This window comes from Janthinobacterium sp. SUN211, from assembly GCF_030587315.1.
Lineage (GTDB): Bacteria > Pseudomonadota > Gammaproteobacteria > Burkholderiales > Burkholderiaceae_D > Janthinobacterium > Janthinobacterium kumbetense.
The window spans coordinates 21816-39038 of the sequence record NZ_JAPWIC010000010.1 but is presented as its reverse complement, the minus strand read 5'-3'; the positions used below and the strand labels follow the sequence as shown (position 1 = coordinate 39038).

The following is a 17223-nucleotide window of genomic DNA, read 5'->3' as shown; positions in this document are numbered from 1 at the left end:
GAATGAAAAGCAATACTTTCGCAGCAAAAATGATGATCGGCGCGGCCAGCGTTGCCTGCAGCCTGTTGTTCGCTGCCAGCGCCTCGGCCAGCGCGTTGGAGCAATTCAAGAGCTTTGCTGCCGGCACCAAGTCGGCCAAGGGCGAGTTCGTGCAGCGTCAAGTCAAGAAGGCGGACGCCAGCGGCAAGGCGAAAGTGTCGACGCCCGCCAGCGGCACGTTCGAGTTTGCCCGTCCGGGCAAGTTCATCTGGACCTACCTGAAGCCGTACGAGCAGTTGCTGCAAGCCGACGGCGACAAGCTGTATATCTACGACAAGGACTTGAGCCAGGTGACGGTCAAGAAACTGGGCGACGCGCTCGGTTCCTCGCCGGCGGCCATCTTGTTCGGCAGCAACGACCTGGAAAAGAATTTCACCCTGGCCGAAGCGGGCACGCGCGATGGCCTGGAATGGCTGAAAGCGACGCCGAAAGCCAAGGATACGACGTTCGACGAAATCACCATCGGCCTGCGCAACGGCGTGCCGGAAGCGATGGAATTGCGCGATTCGTTCGGTCAGACCTCGGTGCTGGCGTTCAAGAACTTCCAGAAGAATCCGGCGCTTTCGGCCAATCACTTTAAATTTGTCATGCCCAAGGGCGCCGACGTCATTAATAATTAAGACTGTCGCGCCTTGCGTATGAGCCGGCCTCGCAGCAATGCGGGGCTTTTGCATTCTTATTAGGTAACTCATTATGGCGGATCTCTTTTCCACCGCGCCGCGCCAGCCGCTGGCCGAAGCCTTGCGGCCAGCCACCCTGAACGAAGTCATCGGCCAGACGCACCTGCTGGGCGCTGGCAAGCCGCTGCGCCTCGCGTTCGAGGCGGGCAAGGCCCATTCGATGATTTTATGGGGACCGCCCGGCGTGGGCAAGACCACCCTGGCGCGCCTGATGGCGAATGCCTTCGACAGTGAATTCATCGCCTTGTCGGCCGTGTTTGCTGGCGTGAAAGATATCCGCGCAGCCATGGACCAGGCGCGCCACAGCCTGGACCAGTTCGGCAAGCACACCTTATTGTTCGTCGATGAAATCCACCGGTTTAATAAATCGCAACAGGACGCCTTGCTGCCCTTCGTCGAATCGGGCCTGGTGACGTTCATCGGCGCGACGACGGAAAACCCCAGCTTCGAAGTCAATTCGGCGCTGTTGTCGCGCGCGCAAGTGTATGTGTTGAAATCGCTCAACGAAGACGAGATGAAGCAGTTGCTGGCCAAGGCGCAAAGCACGGCCTTGACGCACCTGAGCTTCGACGAGGCGGCGGCCGACACCCTGATCGGCTACGCGGACGGCGATGCGCGGCGCTTCCTGAATTTGCTGGAGCAGGCCGAAACGGCCGCCAGCTCGACGGGCACAACGAAGATTGACGCGGCCTTCGTCGACAATGCGCTGACCTTGAATTCGCGCCGCTTCGACAAGGGCGGCGACAATTTCTATGACCAGATTTCCGCCCTGCACAAGTCCGTGCGCGGTTCCAACCCGGACGCGGCCCTGTACTGGTTTTGCCGCATGATCGACGGCGGCGCCGACCCCCGTTATTTGTCGCGGCGCATCGTGCGCATGGCCTGGGAAGACATCGGTCTGGCCGATCCCCGTGCCTTGACCATGGTCAATGATGCGGTGGAAACATATGAACGGCTCGGTTCGCCCGAAGGCGAGCTGGCGCTGGGCCAGGCCGTGATTTACCTGGCCATTGCCGCAAAAAGCAATGCCGGCTACAACGCGTTCAACACGGCCATGGCCTTCGTCAAGAAAGATAAATCGAAGGAAGTGCCCGTGCACTTGCGCAATGCGCCGACGAAGCTGATGAAGGAGCTGGGCTACGGCCATGCCTACCGCTACGCGCACGATGAACCTGATGCGTATGCGGCCGGCGAAACCTACTTTCCGGACGGCATGGCGGAACCGGGCTGGTACCAGCCCGTGCCCCGCGGCCTGGAAAGCAAGATTGCCGACAAGCTGGCCTGGCTGCGCGAGCTGGACAGAAAAGCAGGAAAACCAGCAGGGAAGGGCTGAGGCTTACAGGCCCAGCAAAGTAAAACCGTCATCCTGCGGCGCGTAGCCCACCAGCTGGCGCGTCGCCGCGATCGACAGCCGTTTATAACGGTTGTCCGACACGCCATGCACGACGTGGTAGCCGGGCGGCACGTCGGCGGCGATGCAGCGGGCCAGCAATTGCACCACGTCGCGCTCGCTGATGAAGGCGGCGACGTCGCGCGCGCTGTGTTGTTGACCTTTCTCAAACTGCGCCACGTTGGCGATGCGCACAGCGATCGCCGTCATGCCATGCTGGTGGACGAATGCGCAGGCCACGCCTTCGCCGAAGGCCTTGCTGGCGCCATACATGTTCGCCGGGCGCGCCGGCATGTGCTCGTGCACCTGTACGTCGAGCGGGTAGCCTTCGATGGCTTGTGCGCTGCTGGCGAACACGACTCTTTTCACGCCTTGCGCCTGCGCCGCGCGGAAGATGTTGTGCGTGCCGATGACGTTCGGTTGCAGCAGTTGCGCATCGAAATCGGCGCTGGCGTGCGGCACGCCGGCCAGGTGCAGCACCACGTCGATGTTGGCGCAGGCGGCCAGGCAGGCGGCGTAGTCGCTCACGTCGAGCTGAATGAACGGGCAGGGCGCTTCGGCCAGCTTGCCTGTGTGCAGGTCGGCCAGGCGCAGGGAAAATTCCCCGTGCCGGCTCTTCCAGAAAACGGTGCCGATGACGCCGGCGGCGCCCGTGACGAGGACGCGCAGTGGTGGTGCTTGAGTCATGTATTCCTAGTATTCAAGGTGTGAGGCAGTGCCAGGTTCAGCCAGCGCAGCAGGGCGGGGCGCGGTGCGGCCGTGCCATGGACGCGGATGTGTCCGCTACCCACGGCTTCGACCAGCACCAGGCCGTCATTCGGTATCGTGTAGCGTTCGCCGCTGCGCAGCACGCAATCCTCGAACTGGGCGTAGGCCGTGATCCACGCCATGCCGGACAGGCATTCGATGACCTTGGCGCGCCCTTTTTCCAGGCGCAAGGGCCGTTCGCTGCGTAATTCGTGGTCGGTATGCATGGCGTCGCTCCTGTTGTGCTGACAGGAACAGCTTAGGCCCTTGCGGTGAACCATGACAGATGCAGGAAAACGAAATTGTGATGAATACAGTACACTTCGCCGTAGACTGTGCTTATCAAAAAAGCGGGCAACTGTATCTGTGCCGGCCCCGCGCGGCCGCCGCATACTGAAGGGATGAACATGAGCGCGCATTTGAATCTGTATGAGCACCTGGCCAACGAGCTGGGCGCGCTGATCGACTCGCGCGTGTTCGCGCCCGGCGACCGCCTGCCGTCGATACGCCACCTGGCGCAGCAAAAGCGCATTTCCATCAGTACCGTGATGCAAGCCTTGCGCCTGATGGAAGACCGGGGGCAAGTCGATGCGCGGCCCCAGTCCGGCTATTTCGTGCGCCACCGGGCGCCGCGCCGGCCCTGCAGCGCCGACGCCCAGCACCTGAAGGAGCCGGCCTTCGTCGGCATCAACAATCTGTTGATGCGCGTGTTGAAGGATAACGAAACGGCGAATATCGTGCAGTTGGGCACGGCATGGCCGCCCGACGAAATCTTGCCGATCAAGCGCATGCAGCGCACCATCAGCGCCGTGGCGCGGCGCGATCCCGTGCTGCTGAGTAAAGTCAGCTGCTACGACATCAGCGAAGGCAATTTCCTGCGCCAGGTGGCACGCCGGGCGCTGGATTGGGGCAAGCTCGACCCGCACGAGATCGTCGTGACGAATTCCTGCACGGAAGCGATCAGCCTGTGCCTGCGCGCCGTCGCCAAGCCGGGCGACACCATCGCCATCGAGTCGGCCACGTATTTCGTGCTGCTGCAAATGATCGAAAGCCTGGGCATGAAGGCGCTGGAAATTCCCACTGACCCGAAGACGGGGCCGTCGCTCGACGCGCTGGAACTGGCCTTGCGCGCCGGCCTCGTGCAAGCGTGCCTGTTCGTGCCGAACGCGAACAATCCGCTCGGTTGCGTCATGCCGGAAGCAAACAAGAAGCGGCTGGCGGGGCTGCTGTCGGAATTCAATATTCCGCTGGTGGAAGACGACGTGTATGGCGACCTGTGCTTTGCACCGCAGCGTCCGTGGCCCGTGAAGGCTTACGACACGAGCGGCAACGTTTTATTGTGTTCCTCGTTTTCCAAGGCGATCACGCCCGCGTCGCGCGTGGGCTACGTGCTGGCCGGGCGTTTCGCGCAGGAAGTGGCGCTGCTGAAAACCGTGTCGAGCGGCGCCACCAGCCATTTCTTCCAGGCCGTGCTGGCCGACTTTCTGGAAGGCAGCAGCTACGACCAGCAGCTGCGCAAGATGCGGCGCACCCTGGTGCAGCGCATCGCCCGCATGTCCGACGCCGTGGCGGCCAGCTTTCCGGCGGACTGCATGCTGTCCGAGCCGCAGGGCGGTTTCGTGCTGTGGGTGCAGATGCCGCCGCAAGTCGATGCGCTGGCCCTGCATGGCCAGGCCATCGCGGACGGCGTGGCGTATATGCCGGGCCAGCTGTTCTCGGCCTCGGGCAAGTTCGGCAATTATCTGCGCCTCAATTGCGGCAATGCGTGGACGCCGCGCATCGAGCAGGCTATCGGCCGCTTAGGGCGTCTGGTCAAGGACGCCTTGTAGAACGCCTGTCAAAACCTACTGCGCGGCGCGCTTTGCGGCCTGCGATGCTCACCGTGCTCTAGCACGGTTGCGCTTCTTAGCCACAAATCACTGTCGCTCGCTACGGTTTTGTCAGGCGTTGTTCATTCCCTTGTTTTACCTTCAGTCCCCCATTTTCACCGTTCACTCCCTGTTTTTCGCCGCTGGTCGCAAGCCGGTGGCGTTGTTTGCGGCCGTTGGCTAAAGTACCACCATACCAGCAGCAGTCAACGAAACAAACTAACCAGGAGTCACATCATGAACGCACTGAAAAACATGGAAATCACCTTTGTCGCCGCCGCCATCATCGCCATCGGCGCCAGCTTCGCCACCGCCGGCGCGAATACCCTGGAAGTGAGCGCCAGCAGCAGCGTGATCGCCCAGGCCGCAGACATGCCTGTCGTTACCGTCAGCGCCCGCCGCCTGACCGCTGCCGAAAAAGCCGCGTTCATTTAAGCAATAAGCCAAGCAGAAAATGTAAAGCGGGCGCGAGTGCCCGGCCAGGCCGCCATGACGATGGTTGACCTTGCGCAAAACTCATCGAAGTGAACTGGGTCTTGGTACAATGAGTGCTTTCGATACATCGGCACCGCCATCCACCCATGATAGATATCCAACTTCTCCGTAAAGACATCGCCACCGTCGCAGAACGCCTGGCGACGCGCAAATTCCAGCTCGACGTGGCAGGCTTTACCGCCCTCGAAGCCGAACGCAAGGCGATCCAGACGCGCACCGAAGAGCTGCAGGGCAAGCGCAATGCGCTGTCCAAGCAAATCGGCATGTTGAAAGGCAAGGGGGAAGACACCTCGGCCGTGATGGCGCAAGTGGCTGGCCTGGGCGATGAATTGAAAGCCGATGAAGCGGCCCTGACCCTGGTTCAAGCCAAGCTGAGCGATTTCATCATGGCCGTGCCGAATTTGCCGCATGAATCGTCGCCCCTGGGCACGGACGAGTCGGGCAACGTGGAAGTACGCAAGGTCGGCACGCCGCGCACCTTCGATTTCGAGGTCAAGGATCACGTCGACGTGGGCGCCCCGCTGGGCCTCGACTTCGAAGTGGCCACGAAGCTGACCGGTTCGCGCTTCTCCGTCATGAAGGGCGGCATCGCCCGTTTGCACCGCGCACTGGCGCAATTCATGCTGAATACGCATGTGGACGAGCACGGCTACACGGAATGCTATACCCCGTACATGGTCAACGCCGATTCCTTGCGCGGCACGGGCCAGTTGCCGAAATTCGAAGCCGATCTGTTCTCGGTGAAAAAAGGCGGCGCGGAAGGCGAGGGCGAAACCTTCTACCTGATCCCCACGTCGGAAGTGTCGCTGACCAACATCGCGCGCGATGAAATCCTTGCGCTCGATCAACTGCCCCTGAAAATGACGGCCCACACGCCATGCTTCCGCTCGGAAGCGGGCAGCTACGGCCGCGACACGCGCGGCATGATCCGCCAGCACCAGTTCGACAAGGTGGAAATGGTGCAAGTAGTGCATCCGGACACGTCGTACCAGGTGCTGGAAGAAATGGTCGGCCATGCGGAAGCCATCTTGCAACGCCTGGGTCTGCCATACCGCGTGATGTCGCTGTGCACGGGCGACATGGGTTTCGGCGCCACCAAGACCTTCGACCTGGAAGTATGGCTGCCGGCGCAAAACACCTATCGTGAGATTTCGTCCCTGTCGAACTGCGAAGCCTTCCAGGCCCGCCGCATGCAGGCGCGTTTCCGCAACGCGGCCGGCAAGCCGGAACTGGCGCACACCCTGAACGGCTCCGGCCTGGCAGTGGGCCGCACCCTGGTCGCCGTGCTGGAAAACTACCAGCAAGCGGATGGCAGCGTCGAGATTCCAGCCGTGCTGCGCCCGTACATGGGCGGCTTGACGCACCTGAAGGCTTGAAAGGTTCGCGCGGCCCGGTGAATGGAAGGCGCAAAATAGTCCTTCCATTTTTTCAAACGGCTGCTATAATCTTGCCTTCCCGCAGCAATGCAGGAAAAGACCGCAGCAAATGGAGAGGTGGCAGAGTGGTCGAATGTACTTGACTCGAAATCAAGCGTACGTTAAATCGTACCGTGGGTTCGAATCCCACCCTCTCCGCCAGAACAAATAGAGAAAGCTCCCGCAAGGGAGCTTTTTTTATTTGTGGCGGCGAAGAGGAGCAAGGCGCCTGCGCGCCTTGCGCGTGGGATTCGAAGACGAGCGCGTACTCGCGCGAGGCTCCCCGAATCGTCCAATTGGTTTTCACGCGTGCGCCAAGGCGGCGTCTACAAAGGCGAGCCGCGCCTTTACGAGGCTCTCCGAATCGCCCGATTGGTTTTTTGGTTTGGCCACCAGCCCTCAGTTGCAAATCACCAATAAAACCCCTACCCAACCCAACAATCCCCATGCTAAAATAGCGCCTCGTTCAAACAGGCACGTCAGTTTGAACGAATAGACCGCAGTAAACGGAGAGGTGGCAGAGTGGTCGAATGTACTTGACTCGAAATCAAGCGTACGTTAAATCGTACCGTGGGTTCGAATCCCACCCTCTCCGCCAGAATACATAAGAGAAGCTCCCGCAAGGGAGCTTTTTTTATTCCCCCAAGGTCAAAAGACCACCAGCGCAAAGTCCAGGTAGAAAAACCGCCCAAAGCGCGCAGCGCAAGGCGTTTTTTCCTCCATTCAGACTTTGAAAGCCAGCGTCCCCACTACCGCAAGCTAGTGCACGAGCTTGGCCACCGCAAACGCGACGCCCGACATGGCAATGATCGTCCCCACGCACGACAGGATGACAGCCGACTTCGCCTCAGCCACATCTGACTTGGTCGCATAATTGGAGCGCACCACAGCGAGGTCCAGTTTCAAGCCACTGACATCCGTCTTGAGAACGCCGACATCGGTCTTGAGAGCAGTGACATCCGTTTTCAGACCAGCAACATCCACCTTGATGTCAGCCACATCGACCTTTACATCCTTTACGTCCAGTTTCACACTGGCCATGTCTTTTGCCAGTGCGTTGACTTGCTCGTCCATGGCGCAATCCTCCGTGCTTGTCACTGCATGCTCCTCGCTTTTTTCACCGCTGTCAAACAGTGTCCCGAGGGTATCGCGCATGGCTTTGCTATTGCTTGCCAGCCGTTGCGCCAGCGCCGTCACGCGCTGCAAGTCGGCCATTCCTTCGCCCTGTAGCTGCTCCGTGGCAGTCTGCAATTCCACGGTGATCTGCTCGCTGAGACTGGCTGCGACCTGCAGCCACGCATCGATCTTGCGCTGGCGTGACTGTGGCGTCAGCGCGCCATGCCGCACGTGCGTATCGCTCAGCTTGTGCATGCTGTTCATGCTGCGTCCTCTTCGCGTTGGGGCCGATATCGCCCACGCTACTCTTCGCCGATGGTGTCCGCCTTGACCCCGCTCACCCTATGGTAATCTACCGTACCCCCATCCTGCCCCCACCAATAAAACCAATGAGCCGATTCTGGAGCACCATCGTCAGCGAGCTGACCCCCTACATCCCGGGCGAGCAACCGAAACTGCCCGGCCTGGTCAAACTCAACACCAACGAAAACCCCTACGGCCCGTCACCGCAGGTGCTGGCCGCGCTGCGCGCAGCGGCCAACGACAGCCTGCGCCTCTACCCGGACCCTTCCGCCAGCGAACTGAAGCAAACCCTGGCCACTTACCACGGCTTGAGCAGCGCGCAAGTGTTCGTCGGCAACGGTTCCGACGAAGTGCTGGCGCTGGCCTTCATGGCCTTGCTCAAGCACGATGCGCCGCTGCTGTTCCCGGACATCAGCTACAGCTTCTATCCCGTGTATTGCAAGCTGTACGGCATCGATTACCGCACGGTAGCGCTCGACGAGTCCATGCGCATCCGTCCGGAAGACTACCAGGGGCCGTGCGGCGCCATCATCTTCCCCAATCCCAACGCGCCGACAGGCGTGGACTTGCCGCTGGCCGGCGTGGAAGCGCTGCTGCGCGACCATCCCGACGCCGTCGTGGTGGTCGATGAAGCGTATGTGGATTTTGGCGGCGAGAGCGCCGTGGCCCTGGTCGAGCGTTATCCGAACTTGCTGGTGGTGCAGACGTTCTCGAAATCGCGCTCGCTCGCCGGTTTGCGCGTGGGCAGTGCCTTCGGGCATCCGGACCTCATCGAGGCGCTGGAGCGCGTGAAGAACAGTTTCAATTCGTATCCGCTGGACCGGCTGGCGCTGGCCGGTGCCGTCGCGTCGCTGCACGACGAAGCGTATTTCCAGCAGACGCGCCAGGCCGTGATCGCCAGCCGCGAACAGCTGACTGCGGACCTGGCGGCGCTGGGATTCGAGGTGTTGCCTTCGGTGGCCAATTTCGTGTTTGCCCGCCACCCGCAGCATGACGCGGCGCAACTGGCCGCCGGCTTGCGCGCCCGCTCCGTGATCGTGCGCCATTTCAACGCGCCGCGCATCAGCCAGTATTTGCGCATCAGCATCGGCAACCCGGACGAATGCGCAGCCCTGGTGGCGGCGCTGCGCGACCTGCTGTGACGCCATGCTGACCTTCTTGCCTGCCAGCCTGGCCGATGGCGAGGCGCTGGCCAGCCTGCGCGTGGCTGCCATGCGCGCAAGCCTGGAGCGCATCGGCCGCTATGATCCGCAGCGCGCGCGTGATCGTTTCCTGGCCAGCTACGACCCAGCCCGCACCTGGCAGTTGCGCCATGACGACACGCTGGCCGGCTTCTATGTGTTGCGGCCGCAAGCGGACTATCTGTTGCTCGACCACCTCTACCTGGCGCCCGGCTACCAGCGGCAAGGCATGGGCGCGGCCGTGCTGGCGCGCGTGTTTGCCGAGGCCGATGCGGCCCGCCAGAGCGTGCGCGTGGGCGCCTTGCGCGGCAGCGAGGCGAACCGCTTCTATGTGCGTCACGGCTTCGTGCCCGATGGCGAGGAAGAGTTCGACCTGTATTATCGGCGCGCCCCCGCGCCTTGATGCTGCCGGCGGCGACTGTTTGTGCAACAATAATCGGATTCATTCATCGACAGGACGGACAATATGGCAAAAGTGGCATTCATCGGTTTGGGCGTCATGGGTTTTCCCATGGCAGGTCACCTGGCGGCGGGCGGGCACGACGTCACCGTGTACAACCGCAATCCGGCCCGCGCGGCCGCCTGGCTGGAACAGCACAAGGGCAGCAGCGCCGCCACGCCGGCCGCCGCCGCTGCAGGCGCCGAGTTCGTGTTTACGTGCATCGGCAACGATAATGATCTGTATCAAGTCATCCTGGAAGAGGGCGGCTTGCTGTCCGCCATGGCGCCGGGCAGCATCCTGATCGACCATACAACGGCCTCGGCCGAAGCGGCGCGTACCATCCACGTGGCGGCGAAAGAGCGGGGCGTGTTCTTCCTCGATGCGCCCGTGTCCGGTGGCCAGGCGGGCGCGGAAAACGGCAAGCTGACCGTGATGGTGGGCGGCGATGCGGAAGCGTATGCAAGGGCCGAGCCCGTCATCGCGCTGTTCTCGCGCGCCGTCACCTACATGGGTGCTTCCGGTTCCGGCCAGCTCACAAAAATGGTCAACCAGATCTGCATCGCGGGCCTCGTGCAAGCCTTGAGCGAAGGCATTGCCTTTGCGGAAAACGCGGGCCTCGATGCGGCTCTCGTCGTCGACGTGATTTCCAAGGGCGCGGCGCAGTCGTGGCAGCTGGAAAACCGGGGCAAGACCATGATCGAACGCAAGTTCGACTTCGGTTTCGCCGTCGACCTGATGCGCAAGGACCTGGGCATCTGCCTCGCCGAAGCCAAGCGCAACGGCAGCGACTTGCCCGTGACGACCTTGACGGACCAGTTCTATGGCGAAGTGCAGCAGGCGGGCGGCAACCGCTACGATACGTCCAGCCTGATTACCCGCCTGAACAAAAAGTAATCTTTCAAGCACCAGCAACGGCGGCGCATCCCTGCGAAGGGCCGCGCCGCTTGTCGTTTACGCCAACATCAACCTTAAAACGTCAGTTTCCGGAACATCCGGTTTCGATTTTCATGGAAAAGCATGGACTTCGCTAGCTCATCGTGTATTATTAAAAAACGAGATGAAATGTCCCAATTTTTAAAACATTATGAGCGGACCCGCATGAAAACTAACTCCTCAGCGATAACACGCGTTGTCGACAAGAACATTCCCTACCTGTCTTCCGCCGTCGCCATCTGGCGCCCCCGCGCCGTGCTGCGCAGCTGGCCCGGCGTGGCCATCGCGCTGGTGATCGCCCTGTCGGCCACCTTTATTTCCAGCAATTACGGCGGCCCCCAGTTGCTGTACGCGCTGTTCTTCGGCTTGGCCTTCCACTTCCTCGCATCCGACCCCACCTGCAAGCCCGGCATCGAGTTTTGCAGCAAGGTGCTGCTGCGCACGGGCGTGGCCCTGCTGGGCGCGCGCATCACCTTCAACCAGATCGCTTCCGTGGGCGTGACGCCCTTATTGATCGTCGTCGGCGGCCTGGTCGCCACCCTGGGTTTCGGCTATATGCTGGCCAGGTGGCTGAAGCGTCCCATCACGGAAGGGATTTTGTCGGGTGGTTCCGTGGCCATCTGCGGCGCCTCGGCCGCGCTGGCCATCTCGGCCGTGCTGCCGCAAACCAAGGAAAACGAAAAATTTACGCTGCTGACGGTGGTGGGCGTGACGTCGCTGTCCACCCTGGCCATGATCGTCTACCCGCTGCTGGTCAAGCTGCTGGGCTTTGACCCGACGGAGGCGGGCGTATTCATCGGCGGCACCATTCATGATGTAGCGCAAGTGGTGGGCGCCGGCTACCTGGTCAGCAACCACACGGGCGACGTGGCCACCTTCGTGAAACTGACGCGCGTCGCGTGCCTCGTGCCCGTCGTGCTGGGCCTGTCGATCATGTTCAAGCGCAAGGATGGCAAGAGCGAAGTCGATGCGCCGCCGCTCGTACCGTTCTTCCTGATCGGCTTTGTCTGGCTCGTCATCACGAACAGCCTGGGCCTGATTCCGCAGGAAGTGAATGGCTGGATCAACAATGCCTCGCGCGCCTGTCTCGTCATCGCCATCGCCGCGCTGGGCGTGAAAACCTCGTTCCAGTCGCTGGCCTCGCTGGGCTGGCGTCCCGTGATCATGCTGGTGATGGAAACGGTGTGGATCGCCGCCTTCGTCGCCATCGCCGTCCTGCTGACGCGCTAAGCGAAGCGGGCCCGCCATGAAGATCCTCGTCCTCGGCGCCGGCGTGGTCGGCACGGCATCGGCCTGGTATTTGCGCCAGGCGGGCCACGACGTGCGCGTGTTCGAGCGCCAGGCGGGCGCCGCGCAGGAAACCAGCTTCGGCAACGGCGGACAGATTTCCGTCTCGCATGCGGAACCGTGGGCGAATCCCGCCACCCTGCGCAAGGTCGTGCGCTGGCTGGGCAAGGACGATGCGCCGCTGCTGTTCCGTCCTCGCCTCGATACGTTGCAATGGCAGTGGGCGCTGCATTACCTGCGCGAGTGCTTGCCGTCGCGCGTGTCGCGCAATATGCGGCAGATCGTTGTCCTGGCCGAGTACAGTCGGCAGAGTTTGCAAGCCTTGCGGCGCGAGACGGGCATCGCGTATGACCACCTGGAGCGGGGCATCCTGCATTTTTATACGGACCAGCAAGAGTTTGACAAATCGCAAGCGGGCGCCGCGCTGTTGCGCGACCTGGGCTGCCCGCGCAACACCGTCAGCGCCGACGAGGTGATACGGCTGGAACCTGCCCTGGCCCATGCCCGCCGGCACATCGTCGGCGGCGATTTCACGGCCAGCGACGAGTCGGGCGACGTGCACCTGTTTACCACGGCGCTGGCCGCCCGCGCCGCGGCGGCCGGCGTGGATTTCCAGTACGGCACCACCGTGACGCGCCTGCTGGCCGATGGCGAACGCATCGCGGGCGTGGAATGCATCGATGCGCACGGGCGCCACTGCCTGGAATACGCGGACGCCGTGGTGGTGGCCATGGGCAGCTTTTCCGCGCCCCTGCTGCAGCCGCTGGGCATACGCTTGATGTTGTATCCGGGCAAAGGTTATTCCGCCACCTATCCCATCCTTGACCCGTCCGCCGCACCGACCGTCTCGCTGACGGACGATGGCCATAAATTGGTGTTTTCGCGCCTGGGCGAGCGCCTGCGCGTGGCGGGCACGTGCGAGCTGAACGGCTACACGCGGGAACTCAACCCCGTGCGCTGCGCCGCCATCACGCGCCGCGTGCAGGCGCTGTTTCCCCACGCCTGCGATTACAGCGACCCCGTCTACTGGGCCGGCCTGCGCCCCCTGACGCCGTCGAACGTGCCCTATATCGGCGCGACGCGCTACCGCCAGCTGTTCCTCAACACGGGTCACGGCACCCTGGGCTGGACCATGGGCTGCGGCGCGGGCAGGGCGATCGCCGACCTCGTGTCGGGACGCCAGCCGGAAGTCGATTTTGCGTTTTGCGGCGAGCCGCCCCGGCAAGAGACCGCTTTGGTTCAACTTAGGAGAGCACCACGATGAGAGACGACGCCACCCCCAGCCAGCCACCCAGCGGCCTGACCCTGGCCGGCACCACCTACCAGTCGCGCCTGCTGGTGGGTACCGGCAAGTACAAGGATTTCGAGGAAACGCGCCTGGCCATCGAAGAGAGCGGCGCCGACATCGTCACCGTGACGATACGCCGCGTGAATATCGGCCAGGAGAAGGGCGAGCCGAATCTGCTCGACTTCATTCCGCCATCGAAATACACGATTCTGCCCAACACGGGCGGCTGCTACAACGCGCGCGACGCCGTCTACACCCTGCAACTGGCGCGCGAGCTGCTGGGCGGCCACCCGCTGTGCAAGCTGGAAGTGCTGGGCGATGAAAAGACCTTGTTCCCGAACATGCCGGAAACCTTGAAGGCGGCCGGGGAGCTGGTGCGCGACGGCTTCCAGGTGATGGTGTATTGCAGCGACGATCCCATCCAGGCGCGCATGCTGGAAGACCTCGGCTGCATCGCCGTCATGCCGCTGGCCTCCCTGATCGGTTCGGGCATGGGCATTTTGAATCCGTGGAATTTGTCGCTGATCATCGAGCAAGCCCGCGTCCCCGTGCTGGTCGACGCGGGCGTGGGCACGGCGTCGGACGCGGCCATCGCCATGGAACTCGGTTGCGACGGCATCCTGATGAATACCGCCATCGCGGCGGCGCGCGAACCGATACGCATGGCGCGCGCCATGAAACTGGCAGTGCAGGGCGGGCGCGAGGCTTACCTGGCCGGACGCATGCCCCGGAGAGCGGACGCCATGAGCGCTTCGCCCTCGTCGCCGATGGCCGGGCTGATCGCCTGAGCCGCCGCATTTACCCGCAATTGCAGCACCGTAGTCGATTATCGTTTCAAGCGTTTATAAAAACCACAATACCTGGAGATGACATGAAACACACACTCGTAGCGGCAGCCATCCTGGCCTCCTTCTTCGCCGGCAACGCCAGCGCCCAATCGTCCGTCACCGTGTACGGCTTGCTCGACGCGGGCCTGACGTCCGAACACGGTGGCGCGGACGGTTCCGTCACCAAGCTGGCCACCGGCGTGCAGTCGGGCAGCCGCATTGGCTTCAAGGGCACGGAAGACCTGGGCAATAATCTGAAAGCTAACTTCTTGCTGGAAAATGGCCTCGACCTCGACACGGGCGCCAACCGCCAGGGCGCCTTGTTCGGGCGCAAGGCTTACGTGGGCCTGTCGGGCGGCTTCGGCGCCGTGAACCTGGGTTTGCAGCACAACCCGCTGTTCACCGCGCTGGACAATATCGACCCGTTCGAGACGGGCATGACGGGCGCCTCGATCAACCTGATGAGCGTGGCCAGCCTGCGCACGAAAAATTCCATCATGTACGAGACGCCGAAGGTGAACGGCTTGTCGGCCGCCGTCATGGTTGGCCTGGGCGAAAAGCCGGACAGCAACACGCTGGGCCGCACCATCGACTTTTCCATCGACTACGCCAATGGCCCGCTCGTGCTGACCCTGGCCCACGACAACCGCAAGGATACGCCGCTGAACACGGCGAAAGTCACCTTGCTGGGCGGCACCTACGACTTCGGTCCCGCCAAGCTGCACGCCGCGTATGAGACGGACAAGGACGATGCGGGCACGGATTTCCGCAACTACATGCTGGGCGCATCGGCCCCCGTGGGCGCGGCGGGCAGCGTGATGGCTTCGTACATCCGCAAGGATGACCGCACGAATGCGCGCCGCGGCGGGCGCCAGCTGGCCATCGGCTACACGTATGCCTTGTCCAAGCGCACGAATCTGTACACCTCGTACGGCCGTATCAGCAACGATGGCGCGGGTACCAACTTCGTCGGCGATGCATCGAGCGGCGGCAGCGTGCCCTTGCCTGGGCATAACTCGAGCGCCTTTACGGCCGGCATGCGCCTGAAGTTCTAAGCGCGACGGCGCAGCGAGGGATGGCGGCTTGTCTGTTGCGGATAAGCCGCCATTGTTGTTTCAGGAGTGGGGCAAAGTCGCGGATTCCGGATTCAGGAATGAAACAGTCCGATTTTTCATGAAATTTCATTGACAGCGCATTTCGCAACCGTTAAATTGAACACGTATTTCAAATATCGGAACAAAATATACCGATTTTTCATAAAACCGTAAGGAGACTGAGCCATGACCGATTTGTCCGACCAAAAAGCCGCCGCCGCAGCGATACCTGTAGGCCCGCAAAAGATGACGCCTTCCGAAGCGTTCGTGGAAACCCTGGCCGCCAATGGCGTGACCGACATGTTCGGCATCATGGGCTCGGCCTTCATGGACCCGATGGATATCTTCGCCCCGGCCGGCATCCGCCTGATCCCCGTCGTGCACGAGCAGGGCGCCGGCCACATGGCCGACGGTTATGCGCGCGTTTCGGGCCGCCATGGCGTCGTCATCGGCCAGAACGGCCCCGGCATCAGCAATTGCGTGACCGCCATCGCCGCTGCCTACTGGGCGCACACCCCCGTCGTGATCATTACGCCGGAAACGGGCACGATGAGCATGGGCCTGGGCGGCTTCCAGGAAGCGAACCAGTTGCCGATGTTCGAGGAATTTACGAAATATCAAGGCCACGTGACGAATCCCGCCCGCATGGCGGAATTCACGGGCCGCTGCTTTGACCGCGCCATGTCGGAAATGGGCCCGACGCAGCTGAACATCCCGCGCGACTATTTCTATGGCGAAATCAAGGCCGAGATCCCGAAACCGAACCGCCTGGACCGCGGCGCCGGTGGCGAGCAAAGCCTGAACGATGCGGCGGAACTGCTGGCGAAGGCCAAGTTCCCCGTGATTATCTCGGGCGGCGGCGTCGTCATGGGTGAAGCCATCGAAGAGTGCAAGGCCCTGGCCGAGCGCCTGGGCGCGCCCGTCGTGAACAGCTATCTGCACAATGACTCCTTCCCCGCCAGCCACCCGCTGTGGTGCGGCCCCCTCGGCTACCAGGGTTCCAAGGCGGCAATGAAACTGATCGCCCAGGCCGACGTCGTCGTGGCCCTCGGTTCGCGCCTGGGACCGTTCGGCACCTTGCCGCAGCACGGCATGGATTACTGGCCGAAAAACGCCAAGATCATCCAGATCGACGCGGACAACAAGATGCTGGGCCTGGTCAAAAAGATTTCGGTGGGCATCTGCGGCGACGCCAAGGCGGCCGCCAAGGCGATTATTGCCCGCCTGGATGGCAAGAAGCTCGATTGCGACGCCACGCGCGAGGAACGCTATGCCACCGTGCAAGCCGAAAAGGCTGCATGGGAAGAAGAATTGACGAACTGGACGCACGAGAAAGATGCGTACAGCCTGGACATGATCGAAGAGCAGAAGAAAGAGCCGGGCAATTACCTGCACCCGCGCCAGGTCTTGCGCGAGCTGGAAAAAGCCATGCCGGAAGACGTGATGGTGTCGACCGACATCGGCAACATCAACTCGGTGGCCAATAGTTACTTGCGCTTCGAAAAGCCGCGCAGCTTCTTTGCGGCGATGAGCTTTGGCAATTGCGGCTATGCCTTCCCGACGATTATCGGCGCCAAGGTTGCCGCGCCGCACCGTCCGGCCGTGTCGTATGCGGGCGACGGCGCATGGGGCATGAGCTTGATGGAAACGATGACTTGCGTGCGCCATAACATTCCCGTGACGGCCGTGGTGTTCCACAACCGCCAGTGGGGCGCGGAAAAGAAAAACCAGGTGGATTTCTACAACCGCCGCTTCGTCGCCGGGGAACTCGACAACCAGAGCTTCGCGGAAATCGCACGCGCCATGGGCGCCGAAGGCATCACAGTCGACAAGCTGGAAGACGTGGGCCCGGCCCTGAAAAAGGCCATCGACATGCAGATGAATGAGGGCAAGACCACCATCATCGAAATCATGTGCACGCGCGAGCTGGGCGACCCGTTCCGCCGCGATGCGCTGAGCAAGCCGATCCGCCACCTGGACAAGTACAAAGACTACGTGTAATCAGTCTGCCCGATCCTTGTATGACCCCGGCTTGCCGGGTTTTATGTGCCGGAATCATGTTTCATGTCTCATGCTTCATGCTTGCGTGGTTCCGGCATTTTTTTACCGAATTGGAGT

The 17223-nt window shown here is 62.1% G+C and carries 16 protein-coding genes and 2 tRNA genes; 15 read left to right on the top strand and 3 right to left on the bottom strand.

Features of this window, described 5'->3' with window-relative positions:
- The first annotated feature begins 2 nt into the window (after window positions 1-2).
- Window positions 3-659 carry an outer membrane lipoprotein chaperone LolA gene (lolA, locus tag O3301_RS25630; RefSeq protein WP_035826475.1) on the top strand — a complete coding sequence of 219 codons (657 nt, stop codon included), beginning with the start codon at window positions 3-5 and terminating at the stop codon, window positions 657-659.
- A 73-nt stretch (window positions 660-732) separates the two neighbouring features.
- Window positions 733-2052 carry a replication-associated recombination protein A gene (locus tag O3301_RS25625; protein ID WP_305057844.1) on the top strand — a complete coding sequence of 440 codons (1320 nt, stop codon included), beginning with the start codon at window positions 733-735 and terminating at the stop codon, window positions 2050-2052.
- A 3-nt stretch (window positions 2053-2055) separates the two neighbouring features.
- On the opposite strand, the gene O3301_RS25620 is transcribed toward O3301_RS25625, so the two are convergent.
- Both O3301_RS25620 and O3301_RS25615 read right to left on the bottom strand, forming a co-directional pair.
- Window positions 2056-2796, bottom strand: a complete 741-nt coding sequence (locus O3301_RS25620) for an NAD(P)-dependent oxidoreductase (protein ID WP_305057843.1) — start codon at window positions 2794-2796, stop codon at window positions 2056-2058.
- A complete protein-coding gene (locus O3301_RS25615) occupies window positions 2793-3083 on the bottom strand; it encodes a DUF2917 domain-containing protein (RefSeq protein WP_305057842.1) in 291 nt (96 codons plus the stop codon). The genes O3301_RS25620 and O3301_RS25615 overlap by 4 nt, the downstream gene beginning before the upstream one ends.
- A gap of 180 nt (window positions 3084-3263) precedes the next feature.
- Here O3301_RS25615 and O3301_RS25610 point away from each other — a divergent pair, with 180 nt between their 5' ends.
- The 5 genes from O3301_RS25610 (at window position 3264) to O3301_RS25590 (ending at window position 7232) form a co-directional block, all read left to right on the top strand.
- Complete coding sequence (locus O3301_RS25610) at window positions 3264-4685, top strand: PLP-dependent aminotransferase family protein (RefSeq protein WP_251351833.1); 1422 nt, start codon at window positions 3264-3266, stop codon at window positions 4683-4685.
- Window positions 4686-4961: 276 nt separating this feature from the next.
- The gene (locus O3301_RS25605) at window positions 4962-5159 is read left to right on the top strand and encodes a hypothetical protein (protein ID WP_099664811.1); all 198 of its coding nucleotides are present in this window, start codon (window positions 4962-4964) and stop codon (window positions 5157-5159) included.
- A gap of 146 nt (window positions 5160-5305) precedes the next feature.
- Window positions 5306-6595 carry a serine--tRNA ligase gene (gene serS / locus O3301_RS25600; protein WP_305057841.1) on the top strand — a complete coding sequence of 430 codons (1290 nt, stop codon included), beginning with the start codon at window positions 5306-5308 and terminating at the stop codon, window positions 6593-6595.
- Window positions 6596-6706: 111 nt separating this feature from the next.
- Window positions 6707-6796: transfer RNA gene (locus tag O3301_RS25595), tRNA-Ser, on the top strand.
- Window positions 6797-7142: 346 nt separating this feature from the next.
- Window positions 7143-7232: transfer RNA gene (locus O3301_RS25590), tRNA-Ser, on the top strand.
- Between the two features lie 161 nt (window positions 7233-7393).
- Here the strand turns inward: O3301_RS25590 and O3301_RS25585 are convergent.
- Window positions 7394-8014: a hypothetical protein gene (locus O3301_RS25585; RefSeq protein ID WP_305057840.1), complete on the bottom strand. Its 621-nt coding sequence runs from the start codon at window positions 8012-8014 to the stop codon at window positions 7394-7396.
- A 125-nt stretch (window positions 8015-8139) separates the two neighbouring features.
- Between O3301_RS25585 and hisC the strand changes: the two genes are divergently transcribed.
- From hisC to xsc, 8 genes are all read left to right on the top strand, one after another.
- Entirely contained in the window at window positions 8140-9195 is a 1056-nt protein-coding gene (gene hisC, locus O3301_RS25580; RefSeq protein ID WP_305057839.1) for a histidinol-phosphate transaminase, read from the top strand.
- Between the two features lie 4 nt (window positions 9196-9199).
- A complete protein-coding gene (locus tag O3301_RS25575; RefSeq protein WP_305057838.1) occupies window positions 9200-9637 on the top strand; it encodes a GNAT family N-acetyltransferase in 438 nt (145 codons plus the stop codon).
- Window positions 9638-9700: 63 nt separating this feature from the next.
- Window positions 9701-10570 (top strand): NAD(P)-dependent oxidoreductase, encoded by an 870-nt coding sequence (locus tag O3301_RS25570; RefSeq protein WP_305057837.1) that lies wholly within the window; start codon window positions 9701-9703, stop codon window positions 10568-10570.
- A gap of 204 nt (window positions 10571-10774) precedes the next feature.
- Window positions 10775-11839, top strand: a complete 1065-nt coding sequence (locus tag O3301_RS25565) for a YeiH family protein (RefSeq protein ID WP_251352042.1) — start codon at window positions 10775-10777, stop codon at window positions 11837-11839.
- A gap of 16 nt (window positions 11840-11855) precedes the next feature.
- Window positions 11856-13160 (top strand): D-amino acid dehydrogenase, encoded by a 1305-nt coding sequence (locus O3301_RS25560; RefSeq protein WP_305057836.1) that lies wholly within the window; start codon window positions 11856-11858, stop codon window positions 13158-13160.
- On the top strand, window positions 13157-13972 hold the full coding sequence (locus O3301_RS25555; RefSeq protein WP_305053434.1) for a thiazole synthase: 816 nt from the start codon (window positions 13157-13159) through the stop codon (window positions 13970-13972). The genes O3301_RS25560 and O3301_RS25555 overlap by 4 nt, the downstream gene beginning before the upstream one ends.
- Window positions 13973-14055: 83 nt before the next feature.
- Complete coding sequence (locus O3301_RS25550) at window positions 14056-15066, top strand: porin (RefSeq protein ID WP_305057835.1); 1011 nt, start codon at window positions 14056-14058, stop codon at window positions 15064-15066.
- 225 nt (window positions 15067-15291) lie between these two features.
- A complete protein-coding gene (xsc, locus tag O3301_RS25545; RefSeq protein ID WP_071078494.1) occupies window positions 15292-17106 on the top strand; it encodes a sulfoacetaldehyde acetyltransferase in 1815 nt (604 codons plus the stop codon).
- Window positions 17107-17223 lie beyond the last annotated feature (117 nt).

Excerpts from the sequence above, each read along its gene's own strand:
- O3301_RS25570 (WP_305057837.1), top strand. The coding sequence starts at position 9,701 with ATGGCAAAAGTGGCATTCATCGGTTTGGGCGTCATGGGTTTTCCCATG.
- hisC (WP_305057839.1), top strand. The coding sequence starts at position 8,140 with ATGAGCCGATTCTGGAGCACCATCGTCAGCGAGCTGACCCCCTACATC.
- O3301_RS25565 (WP_251352042.1), top strand. The coding sequence starts at position 10,775 with ATGAAAACTAACTCCTCAGCGATAACACGCGTTGTCGACAAGAACATT.
- O3301_RS25560 (WP_305057836.1), top strand. The coding sequence starts at position 11,856 with ATGAAGATCCTCGTCCTCGGCGCCGGCGTGGTCGGCACGGCATCGGCC.
- O3301_RS25625 (WP_305057844.1), top strand. The coding sequence starts at position 733 with ATGGCGGATCTCTTTTCCACCGCGCCGCGCCAGCCGCTGGCCGAAGCC.
- serS (WP_305057841.1), top strand. The coding sequence starts at position 5,306 with ATGATAGATATCCAACTTCTCCGTAAAGACATCGCCACCGTCGCAGAA.
- O3301_RS25610 (WP_251351833.1), top strand. The coding sequence starts at position 3,264 with ATGAGCGCGCATTTGAATCTGTATGAGCACCTGGCCAACGAGCTGGGC.
- O3301_RS25575 (WP_305057838.1), top strand. The coding sequence starts at position 9,200 with ATGCTGACCTTCTTGCCTGCCAGCCTGGCCGATGGCGAGGCGCTGGCC.
- O3301_RS25615 (WP_305057842.1), bottom strand. The coding sequence starts at position 3,083 with ATGCATACCGACCACGAATTACGCAGCGAACGGCCCTTGCGCCTGGAA.
- lolA (WP_035826475.1), top strand. The coding sequence starts at position 3 with ATGAAAAGCAATACTTTCGCAGCAAAAATGATGATCGGCGCGGCCAGC.
- xsc (WP_071078494.1), top strand. The coding sequence starts at position 15,292 with ATGACCGATTTGTCCGACCAAAAAGCCGCCGCCGCAGCGATACCTGTA.
- O3301_RS25620 (WP_305057843.1), bottom strand. The coding sequence starts at position 2,796 with ATGACTCAAGCACCACCACTGCGCGTCCTCGTCACGGGCGCCGCCGGC.
- O3301_RS25585 (WP_305057840.1), bottom strand. The coding sequence starts at position 8,014 with ATGAACAGCATGCACAAGCTGAGCGATACGCACGTGCGGCATGGCGCG.
- O3301_RS25605 (WP_099664811.1), top strand. The coding sequence starts at position 4,962 with ATGAACGCACTGAAAAACATGGAAATCACCTTTGTCGCCGCCGCCATC.
- O3301_RS25550 (WP_305057835.1), top strand. The coding sequence starts at position 14,056 with ATGAAACACACACTCGTAGCGGCAGCCATCCTGGCCTCCTTCTTCGCC.
- O3301_RS25555 (WP_305053434.1), top strand. The coding sequence starts at position 13,157 with ATGAGAGACGACGCCACCCCCAGCCAGCCACCCAGCGGCCTGACCCTG.